We start from the raw sequence: 23639 nt of genomic DNA on the forward strand, positions 1-23639 counted from the left end.
TATCCTTGTCCATGCGATGTCTCCTTATTTTTGAGATTATGGACAGGACTACCTGTTATACCTCAATTATAAGGAGATTTTAATCATTTTTACAGGATATTGCTGGAAAAACAATGATTTATTGGTTTTTTTCTAGAATTTTAGATATTGACATTTTGGAAATTTATTTATGCAACGCTAGTGTAAAAATATATAAACAATTAAGCCAATAATTTAGTTGGCATAATTATATCACCCTCCCAGGGTGATATCCTGATTCTCATACCACTTGAGGGCTTCAAAAAAATGATCCGTATGAAAATCGGGCCAATAGGCGTCCACCACATAAAAATCGGCATAGATCGATTGCACCGGCAAAAAGCCACTTAATCTTCTTCTGCCACCCCAGCGAATAATCAAATCAATGCGGGAAATATCCCGGGAAGCAATCCTCTCATGAAGCTGCCTCTCACCGGGTTCCTTATCGTTAAGGGCATAGCTTAAATCCCACTTCCAGCCGTAATTAACCAAAAAGTTTATTTTAATTCGATTACGACCAAAGGTTTGCCTGGTGGTGTAAGGAAGCAACTCTTTAGGAAACTGGGGGGATTCGCTGTTTCCGATCACCAGCAAAGAAGCGTCACGGTTGGCCAGTATATTTACCGCATCCACGCAGGCCTTTTGAAAAGCTTGTTTTTGGACAGCAGGGCGCTTGGTATTGTCCTGGGTAAACCCATAAAAAGTAACTTCGGGAATCCCCAGCTCCATACAGAGTTCGTAAAGAGCAAAACCGGGGTCAATGCCATGATGATATCCCGCCTCTTTGGGTAAACCCTGAAGCTGAGCCCATCTCCTGTTGCCATCCGGAATAATTCCAATGTGTTTGGGAAGACGTTTAAGTATTGGGGTCATTTAACACCTCAAGAGAATTTATCCAACCAAACTCCTTTCGGGTAATATTTGCATATTCTACGTTTCCTATTCATTCTAATGAACTGATCCGGCGAATCTAACATAGAAATGATCTGCCTGATCTGTATTACAAGGGAGGCAAAAATAGTTTTTACGGGCCAATGGGAAATATTTGACTCTGTTGATAAATATAAATTTAGTAAAACAATTTAATTAAAAAATGCAAAAGAATGGATATAGGCTTGACTTTTTTTATTGAAAGATTTAATAATTAGTTAGAAAACTGAATATTTAGAATATTTTAATCCAAAGGGGGGATGCGATGGATAAGAAAGGCCTTAACTACGTTGTCCAAAACTAGGGTTAAGGAGGGATAGCATGATTCATCAGGACACAAATGCTTCTGTCAGCGGCAAGGTGCCAATGCTAAAGAACGAAGACTGGTGGGCTGTGTGGCTGGGGTTGTTTATTTTTCTGCTGGGCCTGGGGCCCATCTTTGGCTCCGACCTGCTGGGTTGGGTAGTCAAAGTCAACACATGGACAGACATCTCCAAATCCTTTGGGCCGCTTTCCAAGGCCTACAAAGGCATGTCCGGATTCACGTCGTTATTCTTAACTTATCTTTTCTTGCTGGTTCTCACAACCATTGGGGCTAAAGCAATGGGTGCCAATATCAAGAGGTTTGCTACCGGTTTTACGGTTATCTTTGCCATCACCATTCTCTGTGTGATCATCGGCGACAATGCCTATATTGCTGCCAGTCCTGATAAACAGGCCAAGTTAGGCATCGGCTGGTCACTGGGTTTAGGTGAAATGGGCTTTATTATCGCTATGATTGTGGGACTCATAATCGGGAACTTTTTCCCCGGGGTTGCCAAATACCTTGAAGAAGCCGCCAAGCCGGAGTGGTTTATTAAGACAGGGATTGTTATCCTGGGTGCGGCTGTCGGTATTAAAACCCTGGGTGCTGTGGGCTTGGCCACCACCGTTATTGTACGGGGTTTGTGTGCTGTGGTGGAGGCTTATTTAATTTACTGGCCGGTTGTTTATTTTATCGCCCGCAAATATTTTAAATTCACCCTGAATGGGCTGCACCCCTGGCCTCCGGTATCTCTATTTGCGGTGTTTCGGCGGCCATTGCCACCGGCGGGGCCATCCGTTCCCGTCCCATTGTGCCGGTGATCCTGTCAGCGGTTATTATCGTTTTCGTGGCCGTTGAAATGCTGATTCTCCCCTGGTTTGCCACGGCTTTCCTTCATGAAGAGCCCATGGTGGCCGGGGCCTGGATGGGCCTGGCGGTAAAAAGTGACGGCGGTGCTGTGGCCAGCGGCGCCATTACCGATTCCATGATCCGGGCAAAGGTTTTTAGTGAAACCGGTGTGCAGTATGAAGAGGGCTGGATGTTGATGACGGCCACCACCACCAAAGTGTTCATTGATATTTTCATTGGTGTGTGGGCCTTTATCCTGGCGATCATCTGGTGTATGTACAACCTGAACCAAAATGACGGAGGGTGTTCAACAAATACCAAAGTTTCAGCCAGTCAGATTTGGGACAGATTCCCCAAATTTGTCATTGGCTTTGCGCTCACTTTCCTGGTGTTGCTGTTATGGGGGTTGAATGACGCCAGCATCATTAAGACCGCCAAGGTCGGCATCGATGAGGCCAACGGCTTCAGAACCATCCTGTTTGCCCTGTGTTTCTTCTCCATCGGTCTGATCACCAATGTACGCAAGCTCTGGGATGCCGGAATGGGACGCATCGTGGCAGTTTACACCGTATGCCTGTTTGCCTTTATCCTCTGGGTGGGCCTGTTTATTTCCTGGGTCTTCTATCACGGTATCCTGCCGCCCACCATCAATTAGATAAAATTGGAGTAAGGGAGGTATAAAGCATGGCAGAAGTGAAAATTCGGGAAGCGGATCAAACCATGTTGAAGGCCCAGCAGCAAGTGGATTACCAGGACGAGTGGTTTGAATTACAACCCATTGAGAAAAAATTGATTTCCTATTCATTAACACTAGGAATTGGCTTATTAATCATCTTTATCTTGATTTTCAAACCTTTCTAGTAAAAGGATATAAAACACCCGCTGTCTTTCGGGCAGCGGGTGTTTTTATTCTTAAAAATAAATGTCATTAGCTTACTTTTTGATTAAATAGGTTGCAACAATTGGTAATTAGTAGTAGAAATACGGTAAGGGTTAATTTCTTTGTCATCAAATTCACAAAAGAATTAAGTGGTAAAAAAAGGAATTTACTTGTTAGGAAGCGTATATAATTAAAGATGTATTCCAGTATGTGGAAGCGCCTTCGGTGCAGAAAGAGTGGTAAAAATGTTAAATTCATTATGCCTAAGTGATGATGATTTGTATTTGTTTCATGAAGGATCTTTATATAAGAGTTACCAAATGTTGGGCGCCCATTTGACGGAACAAAACAGGGTCCCGGGGGTGAGGTTTTCCCTGTGGGCCCCCAATGCCAGGGAAGTTCGTGTGGTGGGTGACTTTAATCAATGGCAGGGTCACCGGCATTCCATGCAAAGGGTAAAACAGTCCGGGATTTGGTCGCTTTTTGTCCCTGGATTAAAGCAAATGGACTTATACAAATATGAGATTCATACGCACCGGGGGGAAGTGTTTCTAAAGGCAGACCCCTATGCCTTTTATTCTGAAGTCAGACCCGGTACTGCTTCCAGGATTTTTCCCTGGCCGGCTACCGCTGGTGGGACCAGGAATACCTGGCAGGTAAAAAAAGACAACCGGTCTATGAAAGTCCGGTGGTTATTTATGAAGTACACCCGGGTTCCTGGAGGAGAAAGGACGGTGGGTTTCTAACCTACCGGGAATTGGCTGACCAGTTGATTGATTACGTTGCAGACATGGGGTATACCCACGTGGAACTTCTGCCGGTGATGGAGCACCCCTATGACGCATCCTGGGGATACCAGGTAACCGGGTACTACTCTGTCAACAGCCGCTACGGTACCCCCCACGATTTTATGTATTTTGTGGACCGCTGCCATCAACGGGGGATCGGGGTTATCCTGGATTGGGTGCCGGCTCATTTTTGCAAGGACAGTCACGGGCTTCGCAATTTTGACGGGACAACCCTTTATGAATCGCCGGACCCATTGCAAGCGGAAAACTGGCAGTGGGGCACCTTAAATTTTGACTTTGCTAAACCTGAGGTGGTCAGCTTCTTAATTTCCAACGCCCTTTACTGGCTGGATGTTTTTCACATCGATGGCCTGCGGGTGGATGCAGTGGCCTTTATGCTCTATTTGGATTACGGCAGGCAAGAGGGCCAGTGGGTTCCCAATCAATACGGGGGTAAAGAAAATCTGGCAGCCATTGCCTTTATGAAAAAGCTGAATGAAGTGATCTTTCAGCATTTTCCCGCTGCCTTAATGATTGCCGAGGAATCCACAGCCTGGCCCGCCGTCACCAAACCCACCTACTTGGGAGGGCTGGGGTATAACTACAAATGGAACATGGGGTGGATGAATGATTTACTCCGTTATATGCAGATGGACCCTGTACACCGGAAATGGCACCACCACCTGCTGACCTTTTCCTTTATGTATGCTTTTTCCGAAAACTATATTTTGCCCCTGTCCCACGATGAGGTGGTACACGGCAAAAGGTCACTGCTGAATAAAATGCCCGGGGATTACTGGCAAAAATTTGCCAACCTGAGGTTGTTATACGGCTATATGATAGCTCACCCGGGCAAGAAGCTTCTTTTTATGGGTGGGGAGTTCGGCCAGTTCATTGAATGGAACGAAGATCAAAGTTTGGACTGGCATTTGCTGGACTACGAAATGCACCAAAAGTTAAAGGATTACGTGAAGGCGCTTAACCATTTCTACAGAGCAGAAAGGAATTTATGGGAACTGGACCACGAAGAACGGGGCTTTCAATGGATTGACCCCCATGACTACAGCCAAAGCATTGTCACCTTTATGAGAAAAGGGCAGGACCCGGAGGATTTTTTAATCATTGTGTGCAATTTTGCCCCGGTGGTACGGGAAGGGTACCGGATTGGTGTACCGTGCCTGGGTGAGTATTTTGAAGTTTTTAACAGTGATTTACGAATCTACGGCGGGTCCGGACAGGTCAACAGCCTGGCGGTGGCCCAAGATACTCCCTGGCATAACCAGCCCTTTTCGGTGGAGATGAAAGTGCCTCCGCTGGCCGTGGTTTATCTCAAGGCCATTAACAAGAAGTGGGATAAGAACAGGAATGAACGTGACTGACGAACCTATGGCGGGTGAGAGGGGGAGGAATATGCAGAGCAAGGAATGTGTTGCCATGATACTGGCCGGCGGGCAAGGCAGCCGGTTGGGGGTTTTGACGAAAAAGTTGGCCAAACCTGCCGTTCCCTTTGGCGGAAAATACCGCATCATTGACTTCACCCTGAGCAATTGCAACAACTCCGGATTTGATACAGTAGGGGTGCTGACCCAGTACCAACCCTGGCCTTAAACACCTATATCGGCATCGGCAGCCACTGGGATTTGGACCGGAAAAACGGCGGGGTCACCGTATTGCCGCCCTTTGTCAAAGAAATGGGGGGAGAATGGTACAAGGGTACCGCCAACGCCATTTACCAAAACATTGAATTTGTGGACCAGTATCGTCCCAAGTACCTGCTGGTGCTCTCCGGAGATCATATTTACAAAATGGACTATTCCTTGATGCTGGATTTTCATAAAGAAAAACAGGCCGATGCCACCATTGCGGTGATCGAAGTTCCCTGGGAAGAAGCAAGCAGTTTTGGCATCATGAACACCGCTCAGGATGCCCGGATCATTGAGTTTGAAGAAAAACCTGCCATGCCTAAAAGTAATCTTGCTTCCATGGGAGTGTATATCTTTAATTGGGAACTGTTAAAAAAGTACCTGGAAGAGGATGAACAAAATCTCCGCTCCAGTAATGACTTCGGCAAAAACATCATACCCATGATGCTGAAGGCAGGACAAAAAATGTATGCTTACCCCTTTAAGGGCTACTGGCGGGATGTGGGCACCATTGAGAGTCTCTGGCAGGCCAATATGGACCTGTTGTCGGATAAGCCAAAATTAAACCTCAACGATCCCAAATGGAGAATTTACTCGGTAAATCCCAATCACCCGCCCCAGTATATCACCCCCACCGCCAGAGTTAGCGGCTCCCTGGTGAACGAAGGTGTATGGTCTGCGGGGAAGTAAACCACTCTATTTTATTTCCCGGCGTTTTTATCGGCGAAGGAGCGAAGATCAACGATTCTGTGATCATGCCCAATGTAAAGATCGGGGCCAATGTGAGAATCGAAAAGGCTATCATCGGTGTGGAAGCGGTCATTGAGGACAAGTGTCAAATCGGCTGCCTGGACGAGGAATGCAGCTGGTGTTCTGTGCCTTGTTCCAGAATAACGGTGGTGGAAGGCAATATTGTTGTTCGCAGCGGTTCGGTCCTAAAGAGCTGCAGCCTGGAGAAAAATCAATTAAGCGCCCTGGCCTTGGTGAAGGGGTGATGGCATGAAAAGTATCATGGGGATTATTAATCTCATGGAAGACGAGGATTTTTTAAAGGAAATCAGTTACCACCGCCCCGCGGCTGCCGTGCCTTTGGGGGCCGCTACCGGATGATTGATTTTGTCCTGTCCAATATGGTGAATTCAGGAATTACAAATGTAGGCATTATCGTGCAGCACAAATACCGGTCCCTTATGGACCACCTGGGCAGCGGCAAAGAATGGGATCTGGACCGGAAGCGGGACGGGCTGTTTTTTCTCCCCCCGGGCCAGCGTTATCAACAGGGAATTTACAGGTGGGATTTGCGGCATTTCTATACTCACCTGGATTATATCCAATACAGCCGGCAAAAATATGTTCTTGTTTCCGGCAGCAATATGATTTGTAATATTGACTACCGGGATGCCTTTAAATTTCACCAGGCCATGAACGCGGACATCACCATCCTTTACAAGGATATGGAAAACACCGACGAGAATTTATCCCAGTGTCAAATCATTGAAACGGCGGAAGACGGGCGCATTATCGATCTGGAAATAAAGCCGGACAAAATCAAAAGCTCCAAAATTTCCATGGAAATGTGCATCATGGAGAAGTCGCTGCTGGTTGAGTTGATTCACCGCTGTCACTTCCGGGGAGAATGTGATCTGGTGAGAGACGGGTTTATTAAAAATCTGAACCGGCTAAGGATTTATGGTTTCCCTCACCAGGGCTACCTGGCACCTATCGATTCCATTCAAAGCTATCATAAGCACAGCATGGATTTACTGAGACCGGAAGTCTGGCAAAAATTGTTCTTTGATAAGGGGCTCATTATCACCAAAGTGAAAGACGGGGCGCCCACCAAATACAGCGATGGTTCCAGGGTTCATAATGCATTAATTGCCAATGATTGTATCATCGAAGGAATTGTGGAGAACAGTATTATTTTCAGAGGGGTGGAAATTGGCAGGGGCGCCCGTATTAAGGACAGCATCATCATGCAGAAATGTAAAATTGAAGAAGGGGCATGGGTAGAAAATGTCATCGCAGATAAAGGGGTAACCGTCACAAAGGGAAAACATTTAAAGGGAGAAGAACATTATCCCCTCGTTATTACCAAGAAAACCGTCATTTAGGGCTGTGAGGTGAAGAGGACAATGAAAGTGCTGTTTGTGGCCTCCGAAGGGGTTCCCTTCGTGAAAACCGGTGGTTTGGCGGATGTCATCGGTTCCTTGCCCAGGGCATTGATCAACCAGGGGCTGGATGTACGGGTGGTTTTGCCTAAACATGGCGAAATTCCGGTTCATTACCAGGAACGTATGGTCTGTAAAAAAACCTTTACGGTCCCCCTGGGTTGGAGGAATGTTTATTGCGGTCTGGAACAGCTGGAACATGAGGGGATCACCTACTACTTCATCGACAACGAGTATTATTTTAAGAGACAGGGTCTCTATGGTTACGGCGATGATGCCGAACGATATGCCTTTTTTTGCCGTGCGGTGCTGGAGTCCCTGCCCCACCTGAATTTTACCCCCCGGATTCTCCACTGTCATGACTGGCACACCGGCCTGGTCAGTGTTTTTTTAAAAGCCATTATGGGGATAACTCTTTCTATAAAGACCTGCGTACGGTCTTTACCATTCATAATTTAAAATACCAGGGTGTGTTCCCCAAAACCATTTTAGGGGACATTCTGGATTTGGGTGAAGAATATTTTACCCTGGACGGGGTGGAATTTTACGGTCAGGTCAGTTTTATGAAGGGGGGCTTAAATTTTTCCCATTTGCTGACCACCGTCAGTGAGACCTATGCCCGGGAAATACAGACCCCCTATTACGGCGAGCAATTGGACGGGTTGCTCCGGCACCGTCGGGACCGTTTGCATGGCATTGTCAACGGCATCGACACCGATTTTTATAATCCCGCCACCGACCCCTGGATTTGCGCCCGCTATTCATGGGAGTCTCCGGATAAAAAACAGGTCAATAAAGAAAAACTACAGGAAATTTTATGTCTGCCGAAGCGGCCTGACGTTCCCTTGCTGGGCCTGGTTTCAAGACTCGTCAGCCAGAAGGGCCTGGATTTAATTGCCTGCGTATTGGAAGAAATCTTGTCCATGGACGTGCTGCTGGTGGTGCTGGGTACCGGGGAAAAAAGGTATGAAGAATTGTTCCGGCATGCCGCCAGAAGGTACCCGGAGAAAGTGTCTGCCAACATCATGTTTGGCTGCACCCTGGCCCATCGTATTTATGCCGGTTCGGATATCTTCCTGATGCCGTCCCTTTTTGAGCCCTGCGGCATCGGGCAGCTGGTTGCCTTACGGTACGGTTCAATACCGGTGGTCAGGGAAACCGGCGGCCTGAAGGATACGGTACAACCCTATAATGAATATACAGGGGAAGGCAACGGTTTTAGTTTTACCAACTACAATGCCCATGACTTCCTCTATACCTTAAAAAGGGCGGTTCACTTCTTTTACCAGCGGCCGGTCTGGTCAAAAATTGTGGAAAACGCCATGAAAAGTGACTACAGCTGGTATAAATCCGCCCAAAAATATCAAGACTTGTATATGAAACTGGTCAAGGATGCCAAGAGTCCAAAAAAGATAGGCAGATGATAGGATGAACCATCATTGGATCTTTCATGATTCCCATGACGCATCGTTCCGCAGCCCCTTTGGGGCTGTTCCTTGTCATGAAAAATCGCGCTGGCCATCGAAATATACTCCCAGGACCCACCGGACAATGTCATTTTGCGCTTGTGGAAGTATGGACGTGAGGAAGAGAAAATTCCTATGCAGCAGGTAGCAGCCAGCGGAGAGAAAAAACTTTACCGGGCGGCAATATATGCCCCACCCAGGCAGGGACTGCTGTGGTACTACTTTATCATTGAGCGGGCAGGCAGGACCTATTACTATGGCAACAACCCCCGCAACCTGGGGGGGGTAGGCCAGATTTACGATTATGAACCGACCTCTTACCAGGTTACGGTGTACAAGGAAGACAGCGCCACCCCGCACTGGTTTAAGGATGCCGTCATGTACCAGATCTTTGTGGACCGTTTTTGCAACGGCCATGAAGAGGGAAAAATCTTAAATCCCAAGCAGCATTGTGTGATTTATCCCCGCTGGGATGCCGTGCCGCAATACGGCAAGGACCCGGTTACCGGCAAGACCGTCTGTTTTGACATCTTTGGGGGAAATTTGCTGGGGGTTTTGAAAAAACTCCCTTATTTAAAGGAACTGGGCATCAGTGTCATCTACCTCAATCCCATCTTCGAAGCTTCCAGCAGCCATAAATATGACACCGGGGATTACAAGAGAATTGACCAGATGTTCGGCAACAACCAGCTGTTTAAAGAACTGTGCGCCAAAGCACGGGAGATGGGCATCTCCATCATCCTGGACGGGGTCTTCAGCCATACCGGCAGCGACAGTGTCTATTTTAACCGGGAGGGCAACTATCCCTCTCTGGGGGCTTACCAGTCTAAGGATTCCCCCTATTATTCCTGGTATCGTTTTATCGAGCATCCCCACAAATACGACTGTTGGTGGGGCATCGACACCCTGCCCAATGTCAATGAACTGGACCCTTCTTACCAGGAGTTTATCATCACCGGGGACAGCAGTGTCATCAAATACTGGATGAAAATGGGGGCCAAAGGTTGGCGTTTGGACGTGGTGGATGAACTGCCCGATGAATTTGTGAAAAAAATCCGTGTTGTCATGAAGCAAGAGGACCCCGAGTCGGTACTGATCGGCGAAGTGTGGGAAGACGCTTCCAACAAGGTGAGCTACGGGACCATGCGGGAGTACCTGCTGGGAGAGGAATTGGATTCGGTGATGAACTATCCTTTCCGCAGTATCTGGTTAGACTTTATGACCGGCAGAAGGAATGCCCACGAGACCCATCTTCGATTAATGAGCCTGTACGAAAATTACCCGCTGCAGCATTTTTACTCCACCATGAACTTAATCGGCAGTCATGATGTGGTGCGGGCCCTTACCATATTGAGCGGGGCGCCGGCGGAAGAAACTTTGTCCAAGGAGGAACAGGCCAGGATTAGGTTAAGCGAGGAGCAAAAGAGGATTGGAACTGCCCGGTTGAAACTGCTTTCTTTGATTCAAATGACTTTTCCGGGGGTCCCCTGCATTTACTACGGGGATGAGGCAGGCATGCACGGCTATAAGGACCCTTTAAACCGGGCCACCTATCCCTGGGGCAAGGAAAACCGGGAACTGCTGGACTGGTACAAGAAAGTTATCGGATATAGAAACCGGTATGACGTGCTTAAAACCGGCCGCTGGCTGCCAATTTATGTCCAGGGGCAGGTTTACGGCTACCTGAGAATCATCGATCAGGGGAAAGATGTATTCAACCGGCCCAAAAAAGATAACATTGCCTTTGTTGTAATAAACGCGCATCCGGAGAGGGAGGCCAACCTTTCTGTCAACCTGGGCCGGTGGTGCAGCGGCAGTCTGCTTGATTTACTCCAGGAGGGCCGGGAATATCCCGTGCAAGACGGGTTCCTGCATCTTTCTCTGGGACCTTTGGAGGGGAAACTGTTGATGGACGGAGGAGCAAAGTGACAATAAAGAGGCAAAGCGGCATACTGCTCCATCCAACCTCATTGCCGTCTCCCTACGGAATCGGGGATTTAGGAAAGGAAGCCTTTGAATTTGTGGACTTCCTGACCAGAAGCAGGCAGAAACTCTGGCAGGTGCTTCCCTTGAATCCCGCGGGTTACGGTGAATCCCCCTTTCAGAGTTTTTCCGCCTTTGCGGGAAATCCCCTGTTGATCAGCATTGACCGGTTAGTGGAACAGGGGTTGCTAACACCGCAGGATATTCACCCGCTGCCTTCCTTTTCCGAAGACAGGGTAGAATTTGCCCGGGTAAGGGCATATAAAGAAGATTTACTGAGAAAGGCCTTCACTGCTTTTCAAAACCGGTTGAAAGCGCCTGAGTACCAGGATTTTGTCGCTGGGGCGCACTGGCTTGGGGACTATGCCCTGTTTATGGCCCTTAAGCAGTATTTCGGCGGGCTGCCCTGGAACCATTGGGATGCATCCATTGCGCTGCGGCAAGAGCAGGCCATGGAAAATTTCCGGCAGCTGCTGAAGCAAGAAATTGAATACCACTTTTTTCTGCAATTTACTTTCTTTAGACAGTGGATGGCATTAAAGCGGTATGCCAATGACCGCGGCATAAAAATTATCGGCGATTTGCCCATTTTTGTTTCCTATGACAGCAGCGACGCCTGGGCCAACCCCCACCTTTTTGAGCTGGATGAACTGGGGAACCCGGCCAAGGTGGCCGGTGTGCCGCCGGACTATTTCAGTGAAACCGGTCAGTTGTGGGGGAACCCCCATTACCGGTGGGCGGCCATGGAAAAGGATGACTACAAGTGGTGGAGGGAAAGGTTCAAAGGCCTGTTGGAAACGGTGGATATCATCCGCATTGACCACTTCCGGGGCTTCGAGCTTACTGGGAAATCCCCGCCGGCGAGACAACGGCCATTAACGGTAGGTGGGTAAAGGGGCCCGGCGAAAAGTTTTTCTCCATCATGATCCGGTACCTGGGGCAAATTCCGGTCATTGCCGAGGACCTGGGCATCATCACGCCGGAGGTGGTGAAACTAAAGAACCGGTTCGATTTCCCCGGCATGAAGATATTGCAATTTAACCTGCATAAAAATGAAAAAGAAAAGTTTCTGCCTCATCACTACGAACCCAATTCGGTGGTCTACACAGGGACCCACGACAATGATACCACCATCGGCTGGTACAAAAAACTGCTGCCGGGTGATGTCGAGTTTCTGGCAGAGTACCTGGACCTGGAACCGGCCATGGAGGCAGAGGAGATTTGCTGGCGGCTCATCGAAGTGGCCTTTCGATGTCAATCCAATACGGCCATCATCCGCTGCAGGATGTGCTTTGCCTGGACAGCGAGGCCCGCATGAATTATCCCGGCACCGTCGGCGGCAACTGGGAGTGGCGGTTCCGCCAGGGGGTGCTGACCCCGGAAATCGAAGAAAAGTTAGCCGCCCTCACCAGGGCCGGCGGAAGGTAAAACAGGGTGCCGGTTGTTGAATTCAACAACCGGCACCCTGCTAATTTATTTTTCTTCATCGGTTATATCTTCAACATATTGCAGATTATCATGATACTTATCTACATAAAGGTTCCCGGAGGTATCCAGGCTGGCAAAGCTGACCTCTTCAATACTTTTAATCCCCTGTTTTTGCAACTGGGTTATTAGCCACTCCTTGGAGAGGTTATTCTGCTGCAAATTCTGCTGAATCAGTTTACCGTCCACAATTAATTCTGAAGCGACGCCTTCATATTGTGTAGTAACGCCAATGTCACCGGTCGTCACAGGCTGCTTGTCACTCTTCAACAATACGCTTAACTTACCATTAGGTTCTAAAATAGCAAATTCCACATCGGAAATGTTAAAAACATTTTTTCCCGCAGCTGCATGGTCAGGTTATCCATGTTGTAACGTTCTTTACTCATATTTTTTTCTAAGATTTTCCCGTTGTGAATTACAACAGTCGGCTCACCTTCCAGTAATTTACGGGCTGCCCTGGACTTTAATCCCGCAAAGTTTGTCAAATAGGTGAGCCCGCCAAAGATGGTGATGCCGATAATATAATAAATTACATTTTCTTTATGATCGGTGGCCATCGCTGCTGCAATGGAGCCGATGGCAATGGCATTAACAAAATCACTTACGGTCAGTTCCCCAAGCTGCTGTTTTCCCACCACTCTGGTTACAAGTATCACTCCCAAAAACGCTGCAACCGCACGTAATGCGATCTCCAAATATGGATTCACAGTGATCCCTCCAAAGATTCATACAAAAGGTATTATGCCTGTATGGTGGGAGGAATATTCAACAAGTTAAATTTAATGCTTTCCTTATTTTTGGTGGCAAAATATATTCCGGTCGGTTCCAATGATATATCCTAACAGCTTATCCTTCAACTCCCGGTATCTCCTGGTGTAATAAACGCCGTTTTGGGCTTCCCGGTGGTCGAAACCGAAGGCGCGGCGGCTGACGGCCAGGATGGGCGGGGCCTGGATTCTTTTGGCCACACCGATGCCGTTATAGAGGTTCCACCAGCGTTCCAAATCGGCGATAAATTCCCGGGGGGTGGGGAACAATTCCTTAACCAGTCCCGGCGCGCAGCCCAGTTTTTCTTCCAGCACTCCTTCGGCATACCAGTGGAGGATGTCCTCCGGGGTGGCCTTGTCCCACCACTGGACAAAGGAGCGGAACAGGTAATCGTGGTACGGGTAGGCAATGGGGTCCCCTTTGCCTTCATCCACGGCCTGGTCAAAGCTCAGTTCTGCGCTGGGCACGATATCGATAATGCCCTGGGGGATGACCTCCAGACGGTACACTTCTTCGTTCAGGTAGCGGGCCAGGGCGTATACCTGGTGCTTCCACAGGTCGGCAATGGCCGCCAGGAACCCTGCCTGGTCGCCGTACAGGGTGGAATACCCGACGGTGGTTTCCGCCTTATTGGCGTTGCAGGTGAAGCCCCCGCCAAAGGCGGCGGCCACCGCTGCCAGGACCCGTGCCGAGCGGTCCCTGGCCTGAATGTTTTCCGCCATAAAAGGGCTTATTTTCAGGTGAAACTGCACCCCGGTCACAGGGTTGATCACCGGGGTGCTTTCAATTTGTTTAACGGTAAAATCCACCGCATCCTGGATCGGTAATACGGTATAGGAGCAGTTCAAATTTTGGGCCAGCTGCCGGGCCAGGTTCCGGGTGGTTTGGGAATTGTATCGGCTGGGCATGTTAACCAGCAGCAGGTTTTCCGGTCCCATGGCCTTGGCATAGAGGGCGGCGGATACCGCAGAATCAATGCCGCCCGAGATGCCGATGACAACCTTCTTCATGCCAATGGCCGCGGTAAACTTTTGAATGCCGTAGCAAAGGGCCTGGTGGATAAAACCGATAGCATGGTCTTCCGGCACTTCCAGAGGGGAAAAGTTTTCGCCGCCGGAGGCCAGGTCCAGTTCGATGATGTCCAAACTTTGCCTGAAGGCAGGATGGCTGTAATAAATGACTTCGCCGTTTTTATTATAGACCGTGCTGGAGCCGTCAAAGGTGTAAATGGTCTTGCCGTTATTTTGTACGCCCACGTTATTGACATAGATCAAAGGAACACCGGTTTCCCGGGCATGCTTGGAAAAGACCCGGTTTCGCTTGCTGTTTTTACCCAGGGTAAAGGGGGAACAGGAGATGTTGATAAACAGGCTGACGCCGCCTTTTTCATGGATGGCGGTTATGGGTTTGGTAAAGTAGTCCTCAGCCCAACCGTCTTCACATAAAAAGCAGCCTAAACCCACCTGTTTGCCATCCACAGGCAGGTAAACGGGGGTTAGTAAGTCTTCCGGGATTTTTTCCAGCTCCTGGGCCAGTTTACGCAAGCTGTAGAAATGGCGGTCATCGTCAAACTCCCGGTAGTTGGGCTGCAGGGTTTTGATTCTGAAAGGGTAGGGGAAATTATCGCCGCCCAGCAATTTGCCGTCCCGGGCGACAAAAAAAGCGTTGTATTTGCGGACCCTGCCGTCGTCTCCTTTTCTCTCCCAATCAATCCCCACATTGCCGAAGAGGACGGTGAGGTTGTCCGAAGCATTAACAATTTCCCTGCCGTATTCTTCACAGTCCCTGAGAAAGGCCCTTTGTTCCCAGGTATCTCCCAGTAAGTAGCCGGGGATGGACATTTCCGGGAAGATGACCATATGGGCGCCTTTGGCCCGGGCTTGTCCAATCATTTCCAGCATAGTCCGGGCATTCAGATCCGGCCGGCCCGGGATGATTTCCATTTGCCCGAGGGCTATTCTTAACTTCAAAATCATCGCCTCTTTTGTGCTAAATATAGTTATAGTCTGCCCCTTCCTGAAAGACTTAAATTAAAGAATGCCCGGTCCTGGTGGTACGGGCATTCTTTTCGATTTCTTATTCAACTCAATGGGTTAGGCCACATCAATTCCCACTAAATAAATGGGCAGTTGGATGCCGGTTTTAAAATGCCGCAGGTAGCGGTCTACCTTCTCGAAGTTCATAGCGCCGGCCCAGTTATGGTGATACATTTTCTTCAACTGCTTCTGGAATTTGTGGGTGGTAACAACAAAAATGCCCACATCAATTCTATCTGAATTATGAGAGGAAGACAACTGGAACTTGAGCAGGTTATGCCCGATAAGGGAGGCATGGCGAAAACCAATTTCCAGGGCGATATTTTCTTTCATCAGCTCCATATTGGTAAAGGGGTTAACGGGTTCATGGAACAGGGAAGGGGAATTCTGCCAGCCGTAATTTCTAAATGATTCCCGCAGAATATGGTTATAGTGTGAACGCGACAGAGTGGACAGGTCAATGTCAGGGTTTAATAAAATTTGGTCGATTTCTTCGAGTAAAGCGGAATTGCTCAGTAAAATATCAATGGCCGACCGGTAAGAATTTTTTTGTAATTGTAATCTCATGACCCTCACCCGACCCTTCACAATAATATTACCTTTTTGTTAATTTCCATAGAATTTTAAATTTTCCTTCTATTATAGCGAAAAATAATAATAGTTTAATAAAAATATTCCCGGCCTAATGGTTGTAGAACAAAAACAAGGAAGGCCCGGAGCCTTCCTTACCCTTTCATATCTTTGTTAATTTTATTCACTTTTTGTTTCAGTTCCGAACCGGACTTTACTTTTTGTTCGTTTATCTGTTTTTCAATTTGCTGCAGTTGTGTAAACAACTTTTTATCTGCAGTGACATAAACTCCGTACTCCTCATTCATCGAACCGATCTTTTTATGTACCTCTTCCTTAATGGATTGCAATTTCAAACGGTTAAAACCGCTGACTTTGATGGCTGTAGAAATATTTTTGTCAATGACCACGGCGGTGGCCTCCTCCACACCCTTGACGGACATGGCGGCTTGTTTGGCCTTTTCAGCCAGTTCGGGGTTGATTTCCACCAGCTTTTGCGTTTGTTTTCCCTCTGACTGTGGTTTTTTCTGAGGCTGCATTTGACAGCCTACGGTCAGTAAGATTAAAACAATAATCAAAGATACTCTTAGAATATTTTTCATATGATCACCTTTTTCTCTTTTACCCCTTGGGTCGGACCAACAGGGAGGCTAGAAATCCAAAAATGATGGCAGCGGAGATGCCCGAGCTGGTTACCTCAAAGATCCCGGTCAGGATACCGACCAGCCCGGTGGTTTCGGCTTCCGCCAGCGCCCCGTGGACCAGGGAATTGCCAAAACTGATAATGGGGACGGTGGCGCCGGCCCCGGCAAAGTCCACCAGCGGTTCATAGAGTCCCAACCCACCCAGAACGGCGCCCGCCACCACAAGCAGACTCATGGTATGAGCCGGCGTAAGTTTTCCGACATCCATTAACAGCTGTCCGATGACACAAATGAGCCCGCCGACCACAAAGGCCCAGAGATAAGCTTCCATAAGAAATCACCCCTTGGTTATGCTTCAATGGCAACAGCATATGCAATACAGGGAATACTTTCCTTTTGCTGGTAAGACAAAGGAGACAGCAGCGCTCCGGTGGCCGCAATGAGAACCTTTTTAAGTTCTCCCTTTTTCATTCTGTTCAAGATATGACCATAAGCCACAGCGGCCGAACAGCCGCAACCGCTGCCGCCGGCCATGACCGGCTGGTCCTCACCGTAAATCAAAATGCCGCAGTCCGTAAAGATTTCTTCCGGAATTTCCAGGTCATGTTTAATTAACAGGTCCCTGGCAATTTGATGACCCACCCGGGCCAGGTCACCGGTGGCAATCAGGTCATATTCCTGAGGGGAAATTCCCAGATCTCGAAAATGGGCCGTCAGCGTGTCCACCGCTGCGGGGGCCATGGCCGATCCCATGTTAAAGGGATCACTGATGCCCATATCCACAATCCTGCCGATGGTGGCGGACGTAACCTTTGGCCCGTCTCCCTCGGGACCCAACAGAGCAACGCCGGCTGCGGTGGCGGTCCATTGGGCCGTGGGGGGCTTTTGGGCGCCGTATTCCGTAGGATACCGGAACTGTTTTTCCACGGCGGTGTTGTGACTGGCGGTACCACACAGCACATAATTGGCAGACTTGCTGTCAACCAAAAGTGCGCCCAGGGCCAGACTTTGCATGGAAGTGGAACAAGCGCCAAAGAGTCCCAGATAGGGAACAGCCAGCGTCCGGGCCGCAAAGCTGCTGGATATAATTTGATTTAACAGGTCACCGCCAAGGAAGAACTGGATATCCTGCTTTTGCAGGCCTGCCTTACGGATGGCAATTTCAAAGGCTTCTTCCATCATCTTTTTTTCGGCCTTTTCGTAGCTGTCCTGTCCCAGCCATAAATCACCGTGAATAAGGTCATAATCTTCGGCCAGTGGGCCTTTGCCTTCAAAGGGTCCCACCACGGTACCGGTGGATAAAATGGTAGGCTTATTCGGGAAGACCCAGGTTTGATGCCCCTTCAGCATACTAGGCTCCCCCCAACGTGGTGAATAATGTTTTTACCAGGGCTACCACAAAGGCGGCGAAAACACCAAAGGCGATTACCGAGCCGGCCAGCTTAAACATGTTGCCGCCCACACCCAGCACGTAGCCCTCGGTGCGGTGTTCAATGGCAGCCGAGGCAATGGTATTGGCGAAGCCTGTTACAGGAACCGCGGTACCGGCCCCTGCCCACTGGGCGATGTGGTCATAGACCCCCAGTGCGGTAAGGAGAACGGAGATTATGATTAATACCGCCACCGTGGGATTTCCGGCTGTTTTCTCCGTAAAGTCGAAGTTCCAAATGAAAAAATCCCCGATACCCTGGCCAAGCAAGCTAATGGCCCCCCCGGCGACAAAAGCTTTGACCACATTGGCCGGGACAGGACGTTTTGGTTCCCTGGCCTTGGCAAAGGCCTGGTATTCCTGCTGTGCCGGGGTTAATTTTTTCTTTTTCTTGTTTGACATTTTTTCACCCCTTACCTTTTAAGCAAAGGTTTCAATTCTGCGATCACTGCATCCAATTCTTCGGCACATTCACTATACATTTTCTTAGCCTTTGGCTGCCGGGTGCCCAGGGCGTACATTTCGCAGTCCGCCTGGCATTTTTTCAGCGTGGCATAGGCCAGTTCCTTTGTTTTAGGCTGCGGCACCAGTACGGCATCATCGAACAGATCCAGGTAAAGCTGCCCCACAGAATCAACCTGGGCGATGAATACGTTCTCCGGGGCTACACCGACTTTTTCCAGTTCGGTGTGCAGCCAATTTCGGTTTAATCCCATGGCTGTCAGGGGCTCGTCCAGCATCACTCCGTCCAGCATCACGGTTTGGGGTACACTTTCGTGGTTTAGCTGCAGCCCCAGAGAGCTGGGAGTAAACGGCTGGTTTTGTTTTTTCAACAGGACGCTGACCTCACCATTGGGCTCCAACATGGCAAACTCCACATCTGCCACTTTAAAGGCGTTTTTTCGCCGCAATTGACTTAGCAGGTCTTCGGGTGTAAAGCGGGCCTCCAGCAACTTGTCTTCCAGCACCTTACCGTGGTTAATCAGGACGGCTTCCTTTCCCTGAATAATATTGCGCACCGTCTTGTATTTCAGCGCCAGCAGGTAAATGCCGATGGGAAGAAGGGTCCAAACCGCCAGAGCCACCAGGCCGTTACCCAGATTCTCGATCAGGTTTAAGGACAAAGCAGCGGCCACCACGCCGATAACGATGGCGGTGATTAAATCAAATAAGGTAAGTTGTGAAGTCTGTCTTTTTCCCATCAGCCGCACCAGCAGCAGGGTTAGGGCGAATAAACCGAGGGAACGAATCAGGATGTTTAACCATTCTGGCATAAAGACGACTCCTTTGCCTAAAATCCTTTATATTGTGGTTCTTCATATTCCAGGACTTTAACCCTGTTTTCCAGACTGTCAATGACCTGACTGATTTGTTGTGAGCTGTTTTCCAACAACTGCCTGCTTTCTTCATTTTGCTCAACATGATAAAAGGCATCCAGCGTTGCTTTGGTTCCTTTCAGACTGGCTATGGTTTGCTTTACCTGGGAAGCGACGGTCAAACCGGATCACCTCTCGTAACTTTATTTTGCTTGGGCAAAGGCACTTATATACAAGAACCGGGATCAATGACCCGGTTCTTCTTGTTTAGAAACCTTTATACTGGGGTTCTTCTTGTTCCAGTTGTTGAATTCTGGGTTCCAGGCTATCAACGATGGATTTGGTCTGCTGAGCGGCCTGGGTATACAGATCTTTGGCCTGCTGGTTTTGGGTCTGCAGGGCAAAGGTTTCCAGGCTGGATTGCGCAGCTTTAAGTCCTGCCAGAGTTTGTTTTACTTGGGATGCAACTGTCATTTCGTTATACCTCCTCAGACATTTAATAATCAATTTCAAAGGTATCTTGTCCTGCAGAGTTTGTTTTTACTCATGATTAAAAAAATTATGTAAATTGTTTTCCGTCCCCGGCAGGGAAGTACTGCCCCCATCTCGTAATGTATCAGCATTGGGCCTTACAAGAAGGGGGCATTTTTTGCTGAATGCGATTGAGCAACAACAAATCAAGTTTTCCATCCGAGTCATGGTGGTGAATGATGAGGGGAAAGTCTTGTTGGGGTTAAAAAAGAAGGGGTTTAATGCCAACAGCTGGATATTTCCCGGTGGCCAAATGGATTTTGGCGAAACTGTGGCCCAGTGCGGCAGGCGGGAGGTTTGGGAGGAGACCGCCCTGCAAGTTACGATAGAAGGGATGATCGATGTAGTCAGCGAAACCCAGGGAGAAAAACATGTTGTTTTTATTAACCTGCTGGCTTCCGGTAAGGGTCAGCCGGTGGTTACCGAACCCAAAGAGATGATTGAGTGGAATTGGTTTTACCAGAATGAACTACCGGACAACACGACCTTTTCTGTCCGGAAGGCCATTGGCAAAATAAAGGACGGGCAGCCGGTGATCCCTTTGTAGTTTGTCCGAATAAGTTAAGATTTCTGATAGAACGTTGTAATACTCCCATGATAACCTTAGCTCATTAATAAATTTGGGGGGTATTTTCTCACTTCGTCCGGTCTGGAAAAAATCAACAGGTAGCAAAAGGAGCCGGGGGCAGCCCCCGACTTCCTTTATCATTTATCGTAAAATGAAAAGCCACAGGTAAACGGTGCTTATAACGATGGACAAAATCATTAAGGGGAAGGCAATCTTCATAAAACCAAGGAAGCTTAAGGGAGTTCCCCTCTTTTCAGCCATGCCGGCTACGATGACGTTGGCAGCGGCTCCCACCAGGGTACCGTTGCCACCCAGGCAGGCTCCCAGGGCCAGAGACCACCACAGGGGATCCAGGTTGGTAATGCCGCCCATCTGACCCATTTGCTGCAGTAGGGGAATCATGGTGGCCACAAAGGGGATGTTGTCTACAAAGGAGGAAGCTATGGCAGAAAGCCATAAAATCAAAAGACCTGTAGGCAGAATTTCCCCGCCGGTTAAGTGCAGAGCGGATTCGGCAATCCAGTGAATGACACCGGCTTCTTCCAGCCCGCCAACTACAATAAACAGACCGACAAAGAAGAAGATGGTGGACCATTCCACGGTCTCTAATACATGCTCGGGCTCTTCTCTGGTCAGCAGGAGCAGGAATACCGCACCGCCAAGGGCGATGGTGGCGGTAGGCAGGTGAAAGATGCTGTGCAGGGCAAAACCGGCGATGGTTAAAGACAATGCCAGCAAGCATTTTTTCAGGAGCTTGGGATCCCGAATTTCATCTTCCGGGTTCAGGGCCGCAATCTCAGCCATTAATTTGGGATCTGCCTTCATTTCTTTGCGATAGATAAGACGTAATATGGCAATGGTGATAATGAAGACGACAATCGCCACAGGCGCCAGGTTATAAATGAATTCCATAAAGGACAGACCTGCGGGGCCGCTGATCATGATATTCGGCGGGTCACCGATCAGGGTGGCTGTGCCGCCGATGTTACTGGACATGATTTGAGTAACCAGGAATGGAATCACATTGACCTGCAGCTGCCGGCAGATCGAAAAGGTAACCGGCACCATCAGCAGTACCGTTGTCACGTTATCCAGCAAAGCAGAAGCAATGGCCGTAATGATTGCCAGTAAAACCAGCAGCTTAAGGGGGTCACCTTTGACCGCCACGGCGGACTTAAGGGCCAGGTACTCAAATACACCGGTTCTCCTGGTAATGTTGACAATAATCATCATGCCCACCAGCAGGCCGATGGTGTTCCAGTCAATATAGTGAATGGCCTTTTCCTGGGTCACGAGGCCGGTAAACAGGACAGTCACAGCGCCGGCCAGAGCGATGACAGTGCGGGGGAGTTTTTCCGATACGATAAATGCATAGGTGATAATAAAAATAATAGAAGCTAAAATAAATTGGTTCTCCACGATGTAAAATGCACTCCTTTCCATTTATTCAAATTTGGAAACTTTGGTTACAAGGTTCTTCACCTCCTGTTTTTGGACAAAAAGAAAGGAGGGTAGCATTAACAAAAGCTACCCCCCCGTTAGCCTAAACAATCCTTGTGCCACAAATTGGGCACAACACGTTGAGGACAATTTTTTAATTATCTAAATTATAACAAAGGGTTGTTAAAGTGTCTATTGAAAAGGCCTTGATTTTTACTAATTAATTAGGAATTTTTTATTTATCCTGGTTTATCAATATTTTTTGTCATCCGAGGCAAAATAACCTCGGGTTGGTGATGAAATGCCATTAAAAGATGTTTTTGGGAAATGGAAAAAGCCTATCAAATTTCCCATGATGTTTTTGGCGGCTCTTTTGGCGCTTTAGGCATTGCAGTTGGATGATTATCCACTTGGTTTCCTTGGAAAGCTTCGGGGTGCCTTATATGGCTCCCCTGGCCCCTACGCAGTATGCAGATTTAGGGGACAACTTTGTGGTTTCGTGTATTTGGAAACATAAAAAGAGACCTGCTTCCATCCCCCATATTTGGAGCGATGCCCCAAATGGATGTGACATTTTTTCAACCCGTTGGGGAAGCGGGTTTGATGAATATCCTAAAAGGAGTGATGATATGAGACCGGTAGTTGCCAGGATATTTGTTTACTTGATGGTTTGTTTAACAGCGGTAGCCGCTGTGCCAAAAAAGAGACGCCACCTTCGGCCCAAAACAAACCGAAAGTAGATACGATACAGGACGTAAGCCCTTACTTCCCTGCCGAGCCACAGCTTACCTGGGAATATGAAGGTTTCGGCAATGAATATGCCGCATTTACCAGGAAAGTGTTGTATCGGCAGGGAAACAGAGTTCAGATGTCTGAAAACAACGGCGGTACAGTGATGGGGTTGGTTTTTGATGTTTCTGCCCAAGCGGTAACAAAGACCTTCTCGGTGCCGGAGTTTTATGATGAAAGAAACATTCTAAACGAAAAAGCAAATTTACAAGAAGTCATTCTCAAAGCTCCCTTAAGGGTCGGAGAGAGCTGGCAAAACGACGGGTCCAAAAGAGAGGTTGTCAGCACCGGTGAAAGGGTGGAGGTGCCTGCCGGTAAATTTGAAAAGGTTGTTAAAATTAAAATAACCCCTCTGGAAGATAAACAAGATCATGAGCAGTTTGAATATTATGCGGAAAACACCGGTCTCATCATGCGCGAGTTTATCGCCGGTGACAGCAGGATTACGTCAAAACTGAAATCCTTTAAAAAGACCGAGACCCGGCCGAAAACCAAAAAAGGAACCATTGGGATCGAGGGAACGGAGCAGGAGTTTGTTATAAACCTTTTGGATGGTTCGCCCTTACCCTTTTATACCTATGTTCCCGGAGATATGGCGTTTGAAAGGGTAAGTTCCGGTGAAGGAGATGCTTTTCTCATTCATGCCAATTTTGCCGGTAAAAAAGGGAAGACGCCTACATGAGGATCTTTTTTTACCCCGAAGGAACCAGTGTAGAACAGGCTGTCAAGTTTGCCAACAGCATTGTTCTAAGCAACAGGTGGCAGAAGGTGAACAGGTATGCCAATCCTGACACGGATAAAATTTATGCCTGGTCGGAAAGTGAATGGCATTTTATGAAAGGGGCCAACAACCGGCAGTATTTGGGTAGTATGGCGGTAGGCAAGCATGAAAACAGAACATTTTATGTCCTGACTCATTATCCGGAGGATTTTACGGAGGGTTTTATTCCCCGGGTGCACAAAATATTGGATGAGTTCGTCTGGACCGATACCAATGAAAAACTAAACAGTGCCGGTTAAGAGGGAGG

General features: G+C 48.3%; 18 protein-coding genes and 6 pseudogenes. 12 read left to right on the top strand and 12 right to left on the bottom strand.

Annotation, left to right across the window (positions count from 1 at the left end; translation table 11 throughout):
• Positions 1-231: 231 nt before the first annotated feature.
• Positions 232-891 carry an undecaprenyl diphosphate synthase family protein gene (locus tag P378_RS01475; protein ID WP_099082026.1) on the bottom strand — a complete coding sequence of 220 codons (660 nt, stop codon included), beginning with the start codon at positions 889-891 and terminating at the stop codon, positions 232-234.
• A gap of 378 nt (positions 892-1269) precedes the next feature.
• On the opposite strand from P378_RS01475, the pseudogene P378_RS01480 reads away from it, so the two are divergent.
• From P378_RS01480 to malQ, 8 genes and pseudogenes are all read left to right on the top strand, one after another.
• Positions 1270-2756, top strand: a pseudogene (locus P378_RS01480) (putative sulfate exporter family transporter).
• Between the two features lie 29 nt (positions 2757-2785).
• Positions 2786-2962: a hypothetical protein gene (locus P378_RS19245; RefSeq protein ID WP_180260923.1), complete on the top strand. Its 177-nt coding sequence runs from the start codon at positions 2786-2788 to the stop codon at positions 2960-2962.
• Positions 2963-3226: 264 nt separating this feature from the next.
• Positions 3227-5148 (top strand): annotated as a pseudogene (gene glgB / locus P378_RS01485) (1,4-alpha-glucan branching protein GlgB).
• A gap of 31 nt (positions 5149-5179) precedes the next feature.
• Positions 5180-6407: pseudogene (locus P378_RS01490) on the top strand (glucose-1-phosphate adenylyltransferase).
• Between the two features lie 111 nt (positions 6408-6518).
• Positions 6519-7526, top strand: a complete 1008-nt coding sequence (glgD, locus tag P378_RS01495) for a glucose-1-phosphate adenylyltransferase subunit GlgD (protein WP_238472731.1) — start codon at positions 6519-6521, stop codon at positions 7524-7526.
• A 21-nt stretch (positions 7527-7547) separates the two neighbouring features.
• Positions 7548-9007, top strand: a pseudogene (gene glgA, locus P378_RS01500) (glycogen synthase GlgA).
• A 177-nt stretch (positions 9008-9184) separates the two neighbouring features.
• The gene (locus tag P378_RS01505) at positions 9185-10978 is read left to right on the top strand and encodes a glycoside hydrolase family 13 protein (RefSeq protein ID WP_238472732.1); all 1794 of its coding nucleotides are present in this window, start codon (positions 9185-9187) and stop codon (positions 10976-10978) included.
• Positions 10975-12334, top strand: a pseudogene (gene malQ / locus P378_RS01510) (4-alpha-glucanotransferase); the annotation flags it as partial. The gene P378_RS01505 and the pseudogene malQ, both read left to right, overlap by 4 nt.
• 230 nt (positions 12335-12564) lie before the next feature.
• Here malQ and P378_RS23870 read toward each other — a convergent pair.
• The 10 genes and pseudogenes from P378_RS23870 to P378_RS01560 all read right to left on the bottom strand — a co-directional run.
• Positions 12565-13227: pseudogene (locus tag P378_RS23870) on the bottom strand (DUF421 domain-containing protein); the annotation flags it as partial.
• An 84-nt stretch (positions 13228-13311) separates the two neighbouring features.
• The gene (gene nadE, locus P378_RS01520) at positions 13312-15258 is read right to left on the bottom strand and encodes an NAD(+) synthase (RefSeq protein ID WP_099082027.1); all 1947 of its coding nucleotides are present in this window, start codon (positions 15256-15258) and stop codon (positions 13312-13314) included.
• 123 nt (positions 15259-15381) lie between these two features.
• On the bottom strand, positions 15382-15891 hold the full coding sequence (locus P378_RS01525) for a BglII/BstYI family type II restriction endonuclease (protein WP_099082028.1): 510 nt from the start codon (positions 15889-15891) through the stop codon (positions 15382-15384).
• A 158-nt stretch (positions 15892-16049) separates the two neighbouring features.
• Positions 16050-16496, bottom strand: coding sequence for a YhcN/YlaJ family sporulation lipoprotein (locus tag P378_RS01530; RefSeq protein ID WP_099082029.1), 447 nt, complete (start codon positions 16494-16496; stop codon positions 16050-16052).
• A 19-nt stretch (positions 16497-16515) separates the two neighbouring features.
• Entirely contained in the window at positions 16516-16869 is a 354-nt protein-coding gene (gene spoVAE / locus P378_RS01535; RefSeq protein WP_099082030.1) for a stage V sporulation protein AE, read from the bottom strand.
• 17 nt (positions 16870-16886) lie between these two features.
• Complete coding sequence (gene spoVAD / locus P378_RS01540) at positions 16887-17888, bottom strand: stage V sporulation protein AD (protein ID WP_099082031.1); 1002 nt, start codon at positions 17886-17888, stop codon at positions 16887-16889.
• Between the two features lies 1 nt (position 17889).
• A complete protein-coding gene (spoVAC, locus tag P378_RS01545; RefSeq protein ID WP_099082032.1) occupies positions 17890-18369 on the bottom strand; it encodes a stage V sporulation protein AC in 480 nt (159 codons plus the stop codon).
• Positions 18370-18380: 11 nt separating this feature from the next.
• Complete coding sequence (locus tag P378_RS01550; protein ID WP_099082033.1) at positions 18381-19241, bottom strand: DUF421 domain-containing protein; 861 nt, start codon at positions 19239-19241, stop codon at positions 18381-18383.
• 17 nt (positions 19242-19258) lie between these two features.
• A complete protein-coding gene (locus tag P378_RS01555) occupies positions 19259-19465 on the bottom strand; it encodes a DUF1657 domain-containing protein (RefSeq protein ID WP_099082034.1) in 207 nt (68 codons plus the stop codon).
• Between the two features lie 85 nt (positions 19466-19550).
• The gene (locus tag P378_RS01560) at positions 19551-19757 is read right to left on the bottom strand and encodes a DUF1657 domain-containing protein (RefSeq protein WP_099082035.1); all 207 of its coding nucleotides are present in this window, start codon (positions 19755-19757) and stop codon (positions 19551-19553) included.
• Positions 19758-19932: 175 nt separating this feature from the next.
• On the opposite strand from P378_RS01560, the gene P378_RS01565 reads away from it, so the two are divergent.
• Complete coding sequence (locus P378_RS01565; protein ID WP_099082036.1) at positions 19933-20361, top strand: nucleotide triphosphate diphosphatase NUDT15; 429 nt, start codon at positions 19933-19935, stop codon at positions 20359-20361.
• 162 nt (positions 20362-20523) lie between these two features.
• Here P378_RS01565 and P378_RS01570 read toward each other — a convergent pair whose 3' ends face one another.
• Complete coding sequence (locus P378_RS01570) at positions 20524-21801, bottom strand: ArsB/NhaD family transporter (RefSeq protein WP_099082037.1); 1278 nt, start codon at positions 21799-21801, stop codon at positions 20524-20526.
• 464 nt (positions 21802-22265) lie between these two features.
• On the opposite strand from P378_RS01570, the gene P378_RS20505 reads away from it, so the two are divergent.
• The 3 genes from P378_RS20505 to P378_RS01585 are packed head-to-tail and all read left to right on the top strand — an operon-like array spanning position 22266 to position 23631.
• Positions 22266-22562: a hypothetical protein gene (locus P378_RS20505; RefSeq protein ID WP_238472735.1), complete on the top strand. Its 297-nt coding sequence runs from the start codon at positions 22266-22268 to the stop codon at positions 22560-22562.
• On the top strand, positions 22493-23293 hold the full coding sequence (locus tag P378_RS01580) for a hypothetical protein (RefSeq protein ID WP_180260925.1): 801 nt from the start codon (positions 22493-22495) through the stop codon (positions 23291-23293). Before P378_RS20505 ends, P378_RS01580 begins: the two co-directional genes overlap by 70 nt.
• Positions 23290-23631, top strand: a complete 342-nt coding sequence (locus P378_RS01585) for a hypothetical protein (RefSeq protein ID WP_099082039.1) — start codon at positions 23290-23292, stop codon at positions 23629-23631. The genes P378_RS01580 and P378_RS01585 overlap by 4 nt, the downstream gene beginning before the upstream one ends.
• Positions 23632-23639 lie beyond the last annotated feature (8 nt).

It is taken from the genome of Desulforamulus profundi, assembly GCF_002607855.1.